Raw genomic sequence first — 15,226 nt, forward strand, 5'->3', positions numbered from 1 at the left:
CGTTCCACCACTTCGCACACGATTTTGCTCTGTTGCACCGATCGGTCGACGACAACGTTCGCTATGGCCGGCCCGATGCGACCGGGATGTTTCTTTACAAGACGGCGATGTGTCGGGGACCGTCCGTGCGCGTGGGCCGAAACTCGCTATCGTGGTGCTTCTCCTGGGCGTCCAGGTAAGCTCTCGCCCACTCGGCGAGGGGGCCGGTACCGGCGGCGTGCTGCCGTATCGCTTCCATGCCACGCTCTCGGCGATCCGCGTTGGAGGGGACATTGCCGATTCCGGTTTGCTCCGTTGTCGTGTCAGTGCCGGGGTCAGCGATTCCATCGGCAGAGCCTGTGTCGACGGCGCGACTCGACTGGTCTAGCCTCGAGGCGATCACGATCATCGAACCGATAGCATTTCCAGCTTTGAAGACGTCGTCCGCATGGCCGGTGCGCCTCTTCACAACCTTGATGGGAGCAACGGGCTCGACCGGAATGGTAGCCCTTTTCTGACCTGTGAGAACTGTGACGGCGTGGGTCGCCAGTGAATTGACACTTGATATCATGTTGCGTCTGCGAGGGATCAATTGTCTACGAGAGGAAGCCGGCGACGGCGGTAGCGTCGAGCTGTTCGGCGATGAATCATGCTCGACTTCGATTATGCATCCCGGGCTTTAAGAAGATGTTAACCGACTGCGTGATGCGGGTTTCAAGCCGGCGCTCTCGGTTCTTTCCCAGGTCTTCCATCAACACCCGGAAGCCGGCAGCGCCCTCTTCCAGATGCTCCGGTTTGCCTTGCCGCGGGAACCGGATCAACGATGTGATCGCTTTATTGCGTCGTCCAAAGCGGAGCCAAGCAAGGATTCACAATCTGATCGGCGCAATGCCGAGCGATCAAAAGGCGGCCCTGAGAATAAGAATGATTGCCACCTTCTGTAGGAGGAGTGGCCGAGCCGAATTGAACCGGGACGACTATTCGACACGTTGGCACATTACCTTGTCCAACAGTCGGGGCATTTGTGGCGCAGAGGAGGACAATATATCTCTCATGCCTTGCTGTGCCGGCGCATATGAAGCTTTCGCACCTCGGCCGAGAGTTCGAGCACCGGGCCATCGACGATGGCCGTGGTGAGAATCTCCTCGATAGCGATCCTTCGAACCGTAGATTCCGGGATTCCCATTTCCAAGAGCCACTGCCCGAGTTGTTCGGAAGAACTGGCATAGACAATGCGGCCAAGCCCGACCCATCCATGGGCGGCAGCACACATCGGACAATGCTCGCCGGACGTATAGACTGTCGCGCGGGCGCGGGAATCGGGTGGCATGTTTTCAGCCGACCAGCGAGCGAGGGTGAATTCCGGATGGCGAGTGCCGTCCCCCGTCGTGTGGATGCGATTGCGGTCCTCCGCCAATACCGTGCCGTCCTCGCCCACCAATATTGAGCCGAACGGTTCGTCGCCAGCGTCGACTGCCTCGGCGGCGAGTTCGACACAGCGGCGCAAGTGCTTGAGATCCGTATCCGTGATCATAGGCGTGTTCCTTGTGAGTTGGGCCGAAGAATCCGGGGCCGGCCGTTGTCGAAGCTCTGATAGCCATTTTTCCAGCCGGCGATGACGCGGCCAATCTCGCGTACCGCCGATTGGGGACCCGGGCTGTCGAGCAATACGACTGTCGCGTCTGAGCCGGGTTCGAGGCGATTGACAGTGCCGAGCTGCTGCGCCGCTGACCGGCTCACCATGTCGAATACCAGCGACATATCGGAATCCCGCGAAAGCTGGGCGACATTGGCATAGAGATTGGCCATGCGGATCAGCGAAGCATCACCATAGGGCGTGAATGGGTTGAGAATATTGTTGGTGGCGATCGACGCCACCACCCCCCGGGCTGCCAGGAGATGGGCGGGGGCAATGCCGCGTGGCACCAACCGATCGTTGCCGCGGCCAGTGAGGAAGAGATCGGTGGCGGGCAGCACCGAAAGTGCTATGCCCGCCTCAGCCAGCCGGTCTGCGATCGCCAGGACCTCCGCTTCGGGCATGGCCGAGAGGTTCGTGACATGACCGACCGCGACGCGTCCTTGCCAGCCATGGCGCAAGGTCGCGGTGACGACGGCGGGAAGATCGGTGTGGCCGGGGTCGAGGTCGAAATCGAGGTGAAAATCGACGCCGACGTCGTGTCTGGTGGCGAGCTCGAAAATCAGGTCGACATGGCCGATGGGATCGGGATCCGTATAGGGGCATCCGCCGACCAGGTCAGCGCCATCCGAGAGCGCGGCGCCCAGCATTGCTAACGTTGCGGGCTCGTTGGTCAGCCCGTCCTGCGCGAAGGCGCAGATCTCGATATCCACAGCGAAGGCATAGTCGGCCTTGATGCGCTTGATCGCCGCGAACGACCGGAAGCCGGCCCGCGGATCGATCTCTACAAAGGTCCGCATGCGGACCGTGCCATGCGAGATCGCCTTTTCGACCACGCGCGCCGCCCGGGCATAGACTTCGTCCTCCGCAAAGCCGGCCTTGGCGCTGGCCGTCTCCCGCACGGCCTCCGCTAGCGTGCCCTCACAAATCGTGCATCGGTCGAGGATGCAGGCCTTGTCGAGATGGATGTGGGTGTCGACGAAGCCGCCAAAGGCATAGGCGCCCTCGCCATCGAAGGTCTCGATCGCCGTGCAGAGGAGGTTCGGCTGCATGGTCGCGATCCGGCCATGCTGTACGGCGACATCGATAGGCGGGCCATTTTCCTCGACCCTGACATTGCGGATCACGAGATCGAACATCATGTCGGTGACAGTCCTCATAGGCCGATCGCGCCGCCGTCGCTGCGCGGATCATGCGCGCCTTCGATCAATCCGTCGCCACCGATGCGGATCATACCGGCCTGTCCGCCGAGCGGGCTGTAAGCGTCAATCTCGGAGATTTCATGACCCCTCGCCGCGAGCCCGGCGACCGTGCCGGCGCCGACATTGGCCTCGATCTTGAGGCTGTCGCGGCCGTCGGAAAAGGTGCGGCCGAGCAGGAAACGCGGACGCTTGAGCGCGGCGAGCGGATCGAGGCCGTGGTCAATGAGAAGGCTCAGGAGTAGCGCAAGCGTCTGTGGCTGGCCATCGGCGCCCTGCGTGCCATAGGCCAGATGCGGTCGGCCGCCCCTCAACGCCAGTCCGGGATTGAGCGTGTAGAACGGCCGCTTTCCCGGCTGGAAGCGATTGGGACTTTCAGGGTCCGTGCTGAAGGCAGCGCCCCGGTTCTGCCAAAGGATGCCGGTGTCACCGGCGATGACGCCGCTGCCCCAGTCGAAATAGAGGCTTTGCAGCAGCGACGCGACGCGACCCTTATCGTCCACCGCCGCCAGCAGCGCCGTGTCGCCATGCCTGCAGGGCTGCGACCATGGTAGCGCACGCTCAGGGTCGATGGAGTCCACCTTTGCGGCAAGCCGGGCGGGGTCGAGAAGCTGCTGAGACACATCGTTGCCGAACGCCGGGTCGGCGATGGAATGCCGGTCGACAAAGGCCTGTTTCACGGCTTCCACGAGGTGGTGATAGTAGCCCGCACTGTCGATCGGCAGGTCCGCCATTCGGTGGTGTCCGAGCACGCCCATGATGCCGAGCGTCGTGACGCCCTGGGTCGGCGGCAGTGGCGCGAGCAGGGTCGTATCGCGATAGGTCATCCGTAAGGGTTCGGCGATCTGCGTGTGCGTGGCCGCGAGGTCGGCTGCGGTCAGCGGTGATCCGGCCTCCGCCAGCCCTTTCGCGATCCGATCGGCAAGCACGCCGTCGTAGAATTCGCGCGCGCCATGCCGGGCGATGTCACCCAGCGTCCGGGCGAGCGCCGGCTGGCGCTGGATGCCCTCGCGTTGGAAGAGATCGGCAAAGCCCGGCCAGGCGTCCAGATCCGTGCGTCGGAAATCGAACCAGAATTGTTGCGAGGGGCTGATCGCAAAGCCGTCACCGGCCAGCGCGATCGCATCGACGAGCAGACCCGCCAGTCGCTCCGTGCCGCCCCAAGCGGTCGTGGAATGGTCGAGCGCCGTGTTCCAGCTGTCGACCAGGCAGGCCGTCGTCAGGGTAGAACCCGCGCCGCGCAACGGGATACCGCCCATCGGCGTGGCATTGGCCGCCGCCTGGCCGATGCCGAGGAAGGTCGTGGCGCTTCCCGTCTCGTCCGAGACAATCCAGACGCCATCGCCGCCGAGGCCGCAGAAATGCGGATAGACGACCGACAGCACCGCACCTGCCGCGACCAGCGCCTCGATCGCAGTCCCGCCGCCCCGCAGCACCTTGGCGCCGGCCTCGCTGGCGCGCCAGTGCGGCGTCGTCACCATGCCGCGGCGCGATGTCGCATTGGCCCCAGCGGTCTGTCTTGTCACGGATGGCATTAGCGGATCACGGCGCCGTTCTCGGCCACGAGCTTGCCGCCCTTGAACACGCGGCGCGGTCTGGGGATGGTCACGACGGCCTCCGGCACGTGCTCGGCGCCAAGCGTTACGAAATCGGCCTTGGCACCGACGGTTATGCCATAGCCTTCGAGGCAAAGCGCCTTCGCACCACCTGCGGTGACCACGTCGAAGGCGGCGCACAGTTCGGGATCAGTGTAGAAGCCGGAGCGATAGGCGATGATCTCTGCCCGGCGCAGCATGTCGCCATCGCCGAAGGGCCACCAGGAATCCCGGATATTGTCGCTGCCCGAAAAGACGGTGACGCCCGCAGCGCGCAGCAGGGCGACCGGCGGGAAATTGTGGTTGCCCGGTGCATTGGTCATGATCGAGACGCCGCTCTTCGCGATCAGTGCGGCGATCTTCTTCGCGGCATCCGGCCCGAGATCGCCCATTCCATAGGCATGGCTGACGGCGACATGGCCCTGCATGCTGAGCGCGGTGGTGCGGGCACAGATATCCTCGATCGTCATGGCACCGAGCGTGCCGGCATCATGGAGATGGATATCGATATCGACGCCGCGCTTTTCGGCGATGCCGAAAATCACGTCGAGATGGCCCTTGATGTCGCGATCGAAGGACAGCGGATCAAGTCCGCCGACGAGATCCGCACCCATGGCGATCGCCTCGTCCATCAGCTCAGGCGTGCCTGGGCTCTTGAGGATACCATTCTGCGGGAAGGCGACGAGCTGGATGTCGATGATATCCTTGTAGTCCTCGCGGACCCCAAGGATGGTTTCGAGCGACTTCAGCCCGACCGAGCCGTCAACCATGACATGGCTGCGCATCTGCACTGTTCCGTTGGCGATGCAGAGATCGAGCTGGCTGCGGGCGCGCTGGTCCATCGGCGCGGCGGTGGCCATGTTCTCGGCCTGGAACGCGACGCGTTCGTGGACGTCGAAGCCGTTGGTGCAGGGTTTGTGGGGGATCCATTTGTCGCCGTAGAAGCTGGTGTCGAGATGGATATGGCCTTCGACGAAGCTCGGCACGAGGAGGGCGCCGGCGATGTCGACCACGCTGGCGGAAGGGGCGCCTGAACCTGCAGGCGTGATCATGGTGATGCGGCCGGCGGAGACGGCGATATCGTTGAGCGAGCCATCGGCCAGCATTGCGTTGGTGAAGAGTGTGTCGGTCACCGGGGGTCTCCCTTGATCTGTCTTCTTGTTTCGTTGGCGTGGGTTCACCCCTCACCAAGCGCGCCCATGCATTCGACGATGTCTCATGCGGGCTTGCTATCCTCTCCCACAAGGGGAGAGGTAGACTTGCGGCACCGATTCGCCTCAAGCAGGGGTCGCGCTTGTGGCACACTACCTCTCCCCCTGTGGGAGAGGATATGCAGGCCGGGTGAACGTAGTGAACCCCTGGCCGAAGTTGGTGAGGGGTTAAATTCTACCCCCCACTATCAATTCTGCGGCAGCGTCCCCTGGACACCCTCGATCAGCCAGGTCATGCCCTTGATGTCGGCATCGGCCATTTCCTGGCCCTTGGCGACCTTGACCGTGCCGGCCTGGTCCTTGATCTCGCCGGTGAACGGCTTGAGCTTGCCGGATATGATCGCCTCTTCGGCGGCCTTCAACTCGGCGGCGACCGGTTCCGGCAGGTCCGCGCTGCTGGTCGTCATCTTGACATAGCCACCGGGTCCGAGGCCGAGCCACCGGCTCTCGGGCTTCCAGTCGCCGGCCATCACGCCCTTGGCGGCGTTGATATGCGCCGAACTCCAGTCGAGTTCGAAGGAGACGAGCTGCTTCTTCTTGACATAGGCCGAGAAGTCGCCGGTCGAGCCGATCGACCAGACGCCCTTTTCCTCGGCGGCAAGTCCCTGGACCGGCGTGTTCGGGCTGCCGGACAGCACGTCGGCGCCTTGTGCAATCAGCGCGGCGACGGCATCCTTCTCCTTGCCGGGGTCGACCCAGGCATTGGCCCAGACCACCTTGAGCGTGACATCGGGATTGACCGAGCGAGCGCCGAGTAGGAAGGCATTGAGGCTGTAGATGACCTGTGGCACCGGGAAGGCGCCGACCCAGCCCAGCACATTGGTCTTGGTCATGCGGCCGGCGGCGATGCCGGTCAGATAGGTGCCTTCGTAGTGACGCGCCTCGAAGACGCCGAGATTGTTGCCCGCCTCGATGCCGGCGCAGCATTCGAAATGTGAGTTCGGCAGCATCGGCGCCAGCTTCTTCAACGAGGCATATTGCGAGAAGGTGGTGCCGAAGATCAGCTTATTGCCCTGCGAGGACAATTGGCGGAACAACCGCTCGCAATCCTGGATCTGGGCGATGTTCTCGAGCACGGTCACCTTGACCTTGTCGCCATATTCCTTCTCGAGCGACTTCCAGGCATTGGCCTGGAAATACTCCCAGCCGGTATCGGAGATCGCGCCCATGTGGATGACGCCGATCTTGAGTGGTTCCTCGGCGGCGAAAAGCGGCCTTGTGCCGGCACCGAGCGCCAATGCCCCGGCGGCGCTGGTCTTGAGGAAGTCGCGTCTGGAAAATGCTGTCATGTCGGTTCCCTCTTGTTGATAAGGTTGATTGGCAGGCGGCATTGATATTCAGCCCTCGGCGGCAAACGGCTTGCCGAGGGAAGCGGGGACGTTGAGGCGCATCAGCGCGGCATTACGCGAGATCAGCACCAGGACGACAATGGTGACGATGTATGGCAGGGCGGACATCAGCTCGGACGGCAGACCAATGCCGGCGCTCTGGGCGAAGAGCTGGGCGATGGTGGCGCCGCCAAACAGATAGGCGCCAAGGAAGCAGCGGCCGGGCCGCCAGGTGGCAAACACCACCAGCGCGACCGCAATCCAGCCGCGGCCGGCGATCAGGCCTTCTGTCCAGAGCGAGGTGTAGATGATCGACACATAGGCGCCTGCAATGCCCGCCGCGGCGCCACCGAACACGGTCGCGAGATACCGGATCGTGTTGACGGAATAGCCGAGCGCATGGGCCGAGGTCGGGGATTCGCCCACGGCGCGGAGGATGAGGCCGGCCCGGCTCCTGGTCATGAAGTACCAGACGCCGGCGAAGAACACCCAGGACATCCACACCAGCGGGTGTAGCTGGCCGAGTACGGCGCCGAACAGCGGGATCTTCGCTGCGCGTGCCGACACCGACGATGGCTCGACCACAATCGCCATGCCGATATAGGCCTTGCCGATGAAGGAGGCGAGGCTGGTGCCGAAGATGGTGAGCGCCAGCCCGACCGCCACCTGGTTGGCGCGGAAGCTGACGGCAAGCACGGCAAACATCAGCGCCAGCAGCATAGCGGCCAGCATGGCGGCGACGACCGACAGCACGAGGCTGCCCGTTGCCATCATGACGATGAAAGCGATGACGGCGCCGATCACCATCATGCCCTCGACACCCATGTTGAGCACGCCCGCGCGCTCGACCACCAGTTCGCCGAGCGCGGCATAGACCAGCGGCGTGCCGGCCACCAATGTCGCAACGAGAATGGGAAGAAGCTGGTCCATCAGGCGGAGGCTCCCTGCGGTGTCGCGGACCGGAACCGGATGCGGTACTGGATGAAGACGTCTGATGTCAGCAGGAAGAACAGCAACGTGCTCTGCAGCAGGCCGGTGATCGAGGACGGCATGCCGAGCGACATCTGCGCCAGGTCGCCGGCGAGATAGAGCAGCGCCATCAGCAAGCCGGAAAACAGGATGCCGACCGGATGCAGCCGGCCGAGAAAGGCGACGATGATTGCCGAATAGCCGTAGCCGGGCGATGCGGTCGGGAAGATCTGGGCCAGCGGACCGGCGATCTCGCCGACGCCGGCGATTCCAGCAGCCGCGCCGCTGGCCAGCATTCCGATCCAGACGGCACGCCGGACGCCGAAGCCGGCATAGCGCGCCGCGCCCTCGGAGAGACCCGTCACCTTGAGCTGGAAACCGACGAAGCTGCGGCTCATGAATATCCATCCCACCAGCACGGCGACCAGCGCGAAAAGCACGCTGATATTGGCGCGGGTGTTCTCGATCAGGATAGGGAACAGCGCCGAGGGAGCCAAAGGCTCGGATTGTGGGAAGTTGAAGCCGGCCGGATCGCGCCACAGGCCGAAGATCAGCCAGGAGAGCCAGAGGGCCGCGACATAGTTCAGCATCAGGCTGACGAGGATCTCGCTGGCATTGAACATGGTGCGCAGCAGCGCGGGAATGGCCGCCCAGACCATGCCGCCGAGCGCGCCGGCCAGAACCATGGCCGGCAGAACCCAGATGCCGCCTGCAGGACCGTATTTCAGCGCGACATAGCCGGCGAAGATCACGCCCGATGTCAGCTGGCCCTCGGCCCCGACATTCCAGATGCCGGCCTTGAAGCCGATGGCAAGGCCGATGCCGATCAGCACCAGGGGGGCCGCCTTGATCAGCAGTTCGCCGAGTCCGTAGAGATCGGCGAGCGGGGCGGTCAGGAAGGTCGCGAGCGCTTCGAACGGGCTAAGGCCGGCCGAGGCGAAGATCACCATGGCGACGACCGAGGTCAGCGCGATGGCGATGACGGGCGACATCAGCACCATCAGTGTCGATGGCTTGGGGCGCGGCTCAAAGCGCATGGGCGGACTCCCGCGTGGCGCGTTGGCCGGAAACGTCACCCGGCGGTTCACCCGACATGGCGATGCCGATCGCGTCGCGGCTGGCGCGGGCGACGGGTTCGGCCTCGGTGAGGCGGCCGCCCGATATCACGGCGATGCGGTCGGCGATTTCAAAGAGCTCGTCGAGTTCCTCCGAGATGACGACGATGGCGGCACCCCGGTCGCGCAGGTCGAGCAGAGCCTGGCGGATGACCATTGCGGCGCCGACATCGACACCCCAGGTCGGCTGGGAGACGACGAGCACGCCGGGCTCCTGCAGGGTTTCGCGGCCGATGATGAACTTCTGCAGATTGCCGCCCGAGAGGCTGCCGGCGCGCGCGGTCGGTCCAGGGCAACGGACGTCGAAGGCCTGGATGCAGCGCTCGGCGAAGGCGGCGACGCGGTCGAAGCGAATGAGGCCGGCCTGCACGGCGCCGTCGCGATTGGCGGTCAGCAGCACATTTTCAGAGAGCGGCAGCGATGGCACCGAGCCCTGCTTCAGCCGATCCTCCGGCACCGAGCAAAGGCCGAGCCGGCGCCGTCCGGCCGGATCGAGATGTCCCGCCGGCTTGCCATCGATGATGATGGTGTCGGCCCTGCCGAGCACGGTCTCGCCCGCGAGCACTGCCAGCAATTCCTGCTGGCCGTTTCCGGAGACGCCGGCGATGCCGAAGATCTCGCCGCCGCGCACCGAAAATCCGATACCCGATAGCACGGTCCCGAACGGATCGCTGGTCGGCAGGTCCAGGCCGGTGACGGCGAACCGCGTCGATCCGGCGGACGTGTCCGTGCGGTGGCGATAGTCAGGAAGATCGGCGCCGATCATCAGCCGCGCCATCGAGGCCTGGCTTTCCTGCCGCGGATCGCAGACGCCAGTTACACGGCCGCCGCGCAGGATCGTCGCCTTGTGGCAGAGATCGCGGATCTCGCCCAGCTTGTGGCTGATATAGAGAATGCTGCAGCCCTCGGCAGCGATCTGGCGCAGCGTCACGAACAGCGTCTCGACCGCCTGTGGTGTCAGCACGGAGGTCGGTTCGTCGAGGATGAGCAGGCGCGGATCCTGCAATAGCGCGCGAATGATCTCGACCCTTTGCCGCTCGCCGACCGACATCGTGTAGATATGCCGCCCCGGCTCGACCGGCAGGCCGTAGCGGGCGGCGACCTCGGTGATCTGTCTCGACAGCGCCTCGATGCCAGGCTTGCCGGGCAGCGCCAGAGCGATATTCTCCGCCACCGTCAGCGTGTCGAACAGGGCGAAATGCTGGAACACCATGCCGATGCCGAGCTTTTGCGCATCGGCGGGTGACGCCACTGAAATCTCACGGCCATCCCACAGCATGTCGCCAGAATCCGGCCGCACCATGCCGTAGATGATTTTCATCAGCGTCGACTTGCCGGCACCGTTCTCCCCGACGACGGCGTGGATCTCACCCGGATCGACACAGAGGTCGATATCGTCGTTGGCAACCACAGCCGGATAGGCCTTGCGGATGCCGCGGAGTTCCAGCCGATGTTCGGTATACGTTGGGGTCGTGTGCGACATGGGCAAAATCTGGGCTACATGATCCTGCCAATCAAGTATGCAACATTGATGCCAAAACGTATCGCGATCGCCTACGACCGAACGCCAGACCATCTAGCTCCATGGATTCGTTGAAATAAAACTTGCTACGGTGCATGTCAGATGGCCGACGCAATGCCCGTCACCGCAGTTGTCGGCAATCTCTCGTCTACTTAAAATGCAAAATCTTGTATACTTGATTGAAAAAGCGGCAGATCACCCCGATGTGCGTGCGCCAAAGCGCGAGAGGATCGAGCCGAGGTCCGGCTCTGCTGCCAATTCTTCCTCGAACAACGCACGGCTCTCAACCGACGAGAGATGCTCGTCCATCAGATGCTCGGCCGATGCCAGGTCGCCCTTCTTCAGCGCGGCGATGAGCCCTGAATGCTCGCTGATCGCGCATTCGCTCGAATGCGGGCGGCTGTACATGGCAAGGATCAGCGAACAGCGGGAGACCAACTCGGCGAGATAGCGCTCGAGCAGCGCATTGCCGGAGAGGTCGGCGAGCTTGAGGTGGAATTCGCCGGCGAGCCGGGTCGAGAGGCGCACATCGCCCTTGGCATGGGCCGCCTCTTCCTCCTGCACATGGTCGCGGAGCACCTTTTCGACCGACGGGCTCCAGCGTTTCACAACCGCCTTAATCACCTCCCGCTCAAGCGCGCGGCGTACGGCGAAGGCGTCGCGCGCCTCCTCGAGGCTCGGCTGGGCGACGGTTGCCGTGCGCTTGTGATAGGTGTCGACCAGGCCTTGGGCCTGTAGTTTGGCAAGCACAGCCCGCACCAGGGTACGGCTCATCGAAAAATGGCGGCCGATCTCGTCTTCCGGCAGCTTGGTTCCAGCCTTTAACGCCTGTTCGATGATCGCCTGCCGAAGCGTGCGAAGGGCGACTTCTACCCGATCGGAATTGGATGACATTATGCTTCGCGAACAATTGACACTGGTATACGTTATCGCGGGATGTTGAATACAACAAGGCTTCAAGGTTTTGGAAAGACCGGGTCGCTTCGACGGCGCGAAAAATGCCCTTCTAATAGCTGCAGGGATAAATGCAGATAGGATCTCATCCCTGCACCACGGTCCCTTCGAAGCGTCAAGTTTACAGTGCGGCTCGGGCTCCTCTTCGACCGTTTCAACCACAGTCTCAATGCCTACGCGCGTTATGTCGGCCTCCAGCCATCGCAGTGGTGGCGAACGCTGCGCGCCGGTACGGCCACTGGGTGGTCAGTTACGCCGACAGCGCGGCTTCCGAGACTCTCGCGCCGAAGCTCGAGAAGAACTGCTCTGCCAGTTTCTTAGCCGTCGAGTCGATCAGCCGCGCGCCGAGCTGGGCAATCTTGCCGCCGACATCGGCCTTGACGGAATAGGTCAAGAGCGTGGTGCCGTCCGGCTGGGCCGCAAGCGAGACGTCGGCGCCGCCCTTGGCGAAGCCGACCATGCCGCCCTTGCCTTCGCCCGATATCGTATAGGAGTTCGGCGGGTTGAGATTGGAAAGCTGCACCGCGCCCTCGAAGCGCGCCTTGACTGGCCCGACTTTGAGGACGACAGTCGCCGTCATCTCGGTGTCGGATGTCTTGTCCAGCGTCTCACAGCCGGGGATGCACTGGCGCAGGATGTCGGGGTCGTTGAGACCCTTCCAGACCACATCCACCGGTGCATTGATGGTCTCGCTGCCGCTCATGTCCATGTCGTTTTCTCCTGCTTTCAGTCTTTTGTCCGGGCTGCGTCCGCCCGCTGCCTGCCACGCCTGACAGCGACGATTTCGGCGAGGATCGACAATGCGATCTCATCGGGCGCAATGCCGCCAATATCAAGGCCCGCCGGGGCCTTCACCGCGTCGAGACGCTTCGGGACGGCGTCACTCGAGGCAAACTTCTCGCTGAGTGCACCAAATTTCCTGCGGCTGCCGACGAAACCGTAATAGTCCGCCTCGAGCGCGAGGGCAGCCTCCAGCGCCGCGTGATCGCCGCGTCCCTGGGTCGAGACCACGACATAGCGCCGACCGTGTTCGGGTGGATCGATGGCGAAGCCGTCGGTCAGCCTGTCGCAATCCGGAGCCTCGGCGATGTCGCCGCGCGGCGCCCCAACCTCGACATGATAACCGAACTGCCGGCCGAGCGCGGCGAGCGCCAGCGCCACCGGGCTCGCGCCGAGAATGATCAGCGCCGGCCGCGGCAGGACCGGTTCGACGAAGATGTCCATCGTGCCCTTGCTCGGACAGCCGTTGACGAAGAAGGTCACGCCGTCGCGTTCCTCGCCCTGGCCGAGGCCCTGGTCGGCCATCAGGTCCTCGGGCTGGATCGAGACCAGCCGTGGCTGGCCGTCAGCCAGCGCTTCGCGCGCGGCCTTCAGCACAGCGGCCCGGGCGCAGCCACCGCCGATCCAACCGGCAATGATGGTGCCATCAGGCTTTATGATGCCCTTGGCGCCGGCCTTGGCGGCGGTGACCGAGACGGTACGGACGACGGTAGCAACTGCAAAACTCTCTTCCGCCGATCGCATCTTCGACATGATGTCCATGACATCGACATGCACGGTCATGGTGTTCCTCACAGTCTCGCAAGATACGGTTCGAGCGCGGCCAGGGATTGAAGCGTGTTGGCCGGGGCATGCAGATCGACATGCGGCAGGGCTGCCTGTATCCCGGCCGCGAGCGGCGCGTAGCCGTCCCAGCCCATCATCGGATTGAGCCAGACGATCCGACGGCATCGCCGCGCCAGCGCAGCCATTTCATGGCCGAGTGCGCTCGCATCGCCGGTCTCGTAGCCGTCTGAGACGATCATCACGCAGGTGCGGGAATGGATCACGCGGGCGGCGTGCCAGCGATTGAAGGTCTCGAGGCTTTCGCCGATCCGCGTGCCGCCACCGGCGCCCTGCGCCATCAGTCCGAGCCGGTCGAGCGCGCGCGCCGGATCGCGCTCGCGCATCGCGGACGAGACATGCGCCAGCCTGGTGTCGAACAGGAAGGCCTCGGCCTCGCGGAATTCGTCGAGCACGCCGTGGATGAAGCGCAGAAACACGCCGGTATAGGCCTGCATCGAACCCGAGGCGTCGAGCAGCACGACGAGCCGGAGCGGCTTGGTCTTGCGCCGCCGCATGACGAGGTCGATCGGTATGCCGCCATGGCTGACATTGGCATGAATGGTACGACGCATGTCCAGTCGGTAGCCCTTGCGTCTCGCGCGCTCACGCCGGGTCAGCCGGGTCCGCATCGCCCGTGCCAGACGGGCGGCGATCTCATGTGCTTTGGCGACCTCGGCCGGGTCGGACAGCTTGCGGAAGTCGGTCTGGCCGATCGTCTCGATCACTGAGGCGCCCTCCATCCGGCCGATATCGCCGGCGTCGCTGTCGGCCTCGTCGCTCGAGGGGACCTGGTCGCTGACGTTCTGGCCGGCGCTCGCGGATTTGGTATCCGACAAGCCCTTGAGCGCTGGATTGGCCTGGGGACCCGCATTGCCCGATGCGGTGCTGCGCTGCCGGACGCGCTTGTTCAGCCAGAAGGCATCGAAGAGGCCGTCGAACCTGTCCCATTCGTCTCGCCGGGCGGTGAAGAGATGCTTGAAGGCCGAGCGTAGCTGTGCCGGCTTGTCCGCGAAGCCGCGCGCCATCAGCAGCGCTGCATCCTGTGCCTCCCGCAGGCCAACAGCAAAGGCATTGTCACGCAGCGTGGCGACGAAGGCCGAGAGTTTGTTCGCCATCAACCGGCCGACATCGTCCGATTCCTCGGGGGTTAGAGGGGTGCCGCAGCAGTTCATCCAACCCTCCCCAACAGCCGGGCGGTCACTTCGGGCGTGACGCGCGCCTTGTCCTCATGCGTCTTGAGCAGGCACATCAGCGTCTCGTGGACGATCTCGGGCGAATTGCCCAGCACCTCGACGCCGAGGCCGGTCAGGGCCGCCGCCCAATCGAGCGTTTCGGCAATGCCAGGCACCTTGCGCAGGTCCTCCTTGCGGATCGCCTCGACCATGCGGGCGATCGCAAGCGATAGCGACGCGCCGGCGTTCGCGAGCCGCGCCATGATGATGCGGGCCTCGCGGTCGACGTCGGGATAGTCGACATAATGATAGAGGCAGCGCCGCCTCAGCGCGTCGGAAAGTTCGCGCGTGCCGTTCGAGGTCAGCACGACATGGGGGATCGAAGTCGCCCGGATCGTGCCCAATTCCGGGATCGTCACCTGGAATTCCGACAGCACTTCGAGAAGGAAGGCCTCGAATTCCTCGTCGGCACGATCGACCTCGTCGATCAGCAGCACCGGCGGCTTCGGCCGGCGGATCGCGGCCAGCAACGGCCGTTCGAGAAGGTATTTTTCCGAAAACACCTGCTCTTCCAACGCATCGGCATCGCGGCCGCGCCCGGCCTCGATGGCGAGAAGCTGGCGCTGGTAGTTCCACTCATAGAGCGCGGCCGACTGGTCGAGCCCCTCGTAGCATTGCAGCCGGATGAGCTCCGTTCCGTGGACGGCTGCCAGCGCCGAAGCGACCGCAGTCTTGCCGACACCCGCCTCGCCTTCGAGCAGCAGCGGCCGGCCGAGCATCTGCATGATCTGGATCGCGGTGACCAGTTCGCTGTCGGCAATGTAGCCGGCGGCGGTGAGGCGGGTTGCGATCTCGGGGCGGACAAGGGTGGTCATGATTGAGGCCCGCTGTCCGTGGACGCACACTCCCTCTTCTCCCCAGCGGGGATAAGGTGGCCCGAA

The 15,226-nt window shown here is 64.1% G+C and carries 14 protein-coding genes; 1 reads left to right on the forward strand and 13 read right to left on the reverse strand.

What is annotated here, in order from left to right; genetic code table 11:
* The first annotated feature begins 109 nt into the window (after positions 1-109).
* Positions 110-367, forward strand: a complete 258-nt coding sequence (locus AC2YI2_RS33200) for a hypothetical protein (RefSeq protein ID WP_487390805.1) — start codon at positions 110-112, stop codon at positions 365-367.
* A gap of 663 nt (positions 368-1,030) precedes the next feature.
* Here AC2YI2_RS33200 and AC2YI2_RS33205 read toward each other — a convergent pair.
* The 13 genes from AC2YI2_RS33205 to AC2YI2_RS33265 all read right to left on the reverse strand — a co-directional run bounded on the left by AC2YI2_RS33205 (position 1,031) and on the right by AC2YI2_RS33265 (position 15,160).
* A complete protein-coding gene (locus AC2YI2_RS33205) occupies positions 1,031-1,513 on the reverse strand; it encodes a nucleoside deaminase (RefSeq protein ID WP_487390806.1) in 483 nt (160 codons plus the stop codon).
* Positions 1,510-2,757: an amidohydrolase family protein gene (locus tag AC2YI2_RS33210; protein ID WP_487390832.1), complete on the reverse strand. Its 1,248-nt coding sequence runs from the start codon at positions 2,755-2,757 to the stop codon at positions 1,510-1,512. Before AC2YI2_RS33210 ends, AC2YI2_RS33205 begins: the two co-directional genes overlap by 4 nt.
* 14 nt (positions 2,758-2,771) lie before the next feature.
* On the reverse strand, positions 2,772-4,349 hold the full coding sequence (locus AC2YI2_RS33215) for a gamma-glutamyltransferase family protein (protein ID WP_487390807.1): 1,578 nt from the start codon (positions 4,347-4,349) through the stop codon (positions 2,772-2,774).
* Positions 4,349-5,542 (reverse strand): amidohydrolase family protein, encoded by a 1,194-nt coding sequence (locus AC2YI2_RS33220; RefSeq protein ID WP_487390808.1) that lies wholly within the window; start codon positions 5,540-5,542, stop codon positions 4,349-4,351. Before AC2YI2_RS33220 ends, AC2YI2_RS33215 begins: the two co-directional genes overlap by 1 nt.
* A gap of 266 nt (positions 5,543-5,808) precedes the next feature.
* Entirely contained in the window at positions 5,809-6,909 is a 1,101-nt protein-coding gene (locus AC2YI2_RS33225) for a BMP family ABC transporter substrate-binding protein (protein ID WP_487390809.1), read from the reverse strand.
* Between the two features lie 48 nt (positions 6,910-6,957).
* A complete protein-coding gene (locus tag AC2YI2_RS33230; protein WP_487390810.1) occupies positions 6,958-7,878 on the reverse strand; it encodes an ABC transporter permease in 921 nt (306 codons plus the stop codon).
* Positions 7,878-8,954 (reverse strand): ABC transporter permease, encoded by a 1,077-nt coding sequence (locus AC2YI2_RS33235; protein WP_487390811.1) that lies wholly within the window; start codon positions 8,952-8,954, stop codon positions 7,878-7,880. Before AC2YI2_RS33235 ends, AC2YI2_RS33230 begins: the two co-directional genes overlap by 1 nt.
* Entirely contained in the window at positions 8,944-10,515 is a 1,572-nt protein-coding gene (locus AC2YI2_RS33240) for an ABC transporter ATP-binding protein (RefSeq protein WP_487390812.1), read from the reverse strand. The genes AC2YI2_RS33235 and AC2YI2_RS33240 overlap by 11 nt, the downstream gene beginning before the upstream one ends.
* A gap of 234 nt (positions 10,516-10,749) precedes the next feature.
* The gene (locus tag AC2YI2_RS33245; protein WP_487390813.1) at positions 10,750-11,448 is read right to left on the reverse strand and encodes a GntR family transcriptional regulator; all 699 of its coding nucleotides are present in this window, start codon (positions 11,446-11,448) and stop codon (positions 10,750-10,752) included.
* 310 nt (positions 11,449-11,758) lie between these two features.
* Positions 11,759-12,217 carry an SRPBCC family protein gene (locus tag AC2YI2_RS33250; protein WP_487390814.1) on the reverse strand — a complete coding sequence of 153 codons (459 nt, stop codon included), beginning with the start codon at positions 12,215-12,217 and terminating at the stop codon, positions 11,759-11,761.
* A 17-nt stretch (positions 12,218-12,234) separates the two neighbouring features.
* The gene (locus AC2YI2_RS33255) at positions 12,235-13,071 is read right to left on the reverse strand and encodes an XdhC family protein (RefSeq protein ID WP_487390815.1); all 837 of its coding nucleotides are present in this window, start codon (positions 13,069-13,071) and stop codon (positions 12,235-12,237) included.
* Positions 13,072-13,079: 8 nt separating this feature from the next.
* Positions 13,080-14,285, reverse strand: a complete 1,206-nt coding sequence (locus tag AC2YI2_RS33260; protein ID WP_487390816.1) for a vWA domain-containing protein — start codon at positions 14,283-14,285, stop codon at positions 13,080-13,082.
* On the reverse strand, positions 14,282-15,160 hold the full coding sequence (locus tag AC2YI2_RS33265; protein WP_487390817.1) for an AAA family ATPase: 879 nt from the start codon (positions 15,158-15,160) through the stop codon (positions 14,282-14,284). The genes AC2YI2_RS33260 and AC2YI2_RS33265 overlap by 4 nt, the downstream gene beginning before the upstream one ends.
* Positions 15,161-15,226 lie beyond the last annotated feature (66 nt).

The sequence above is a fragment of the Rhizobium sp. SRI_017 genome, assembly GCF_057586295.1.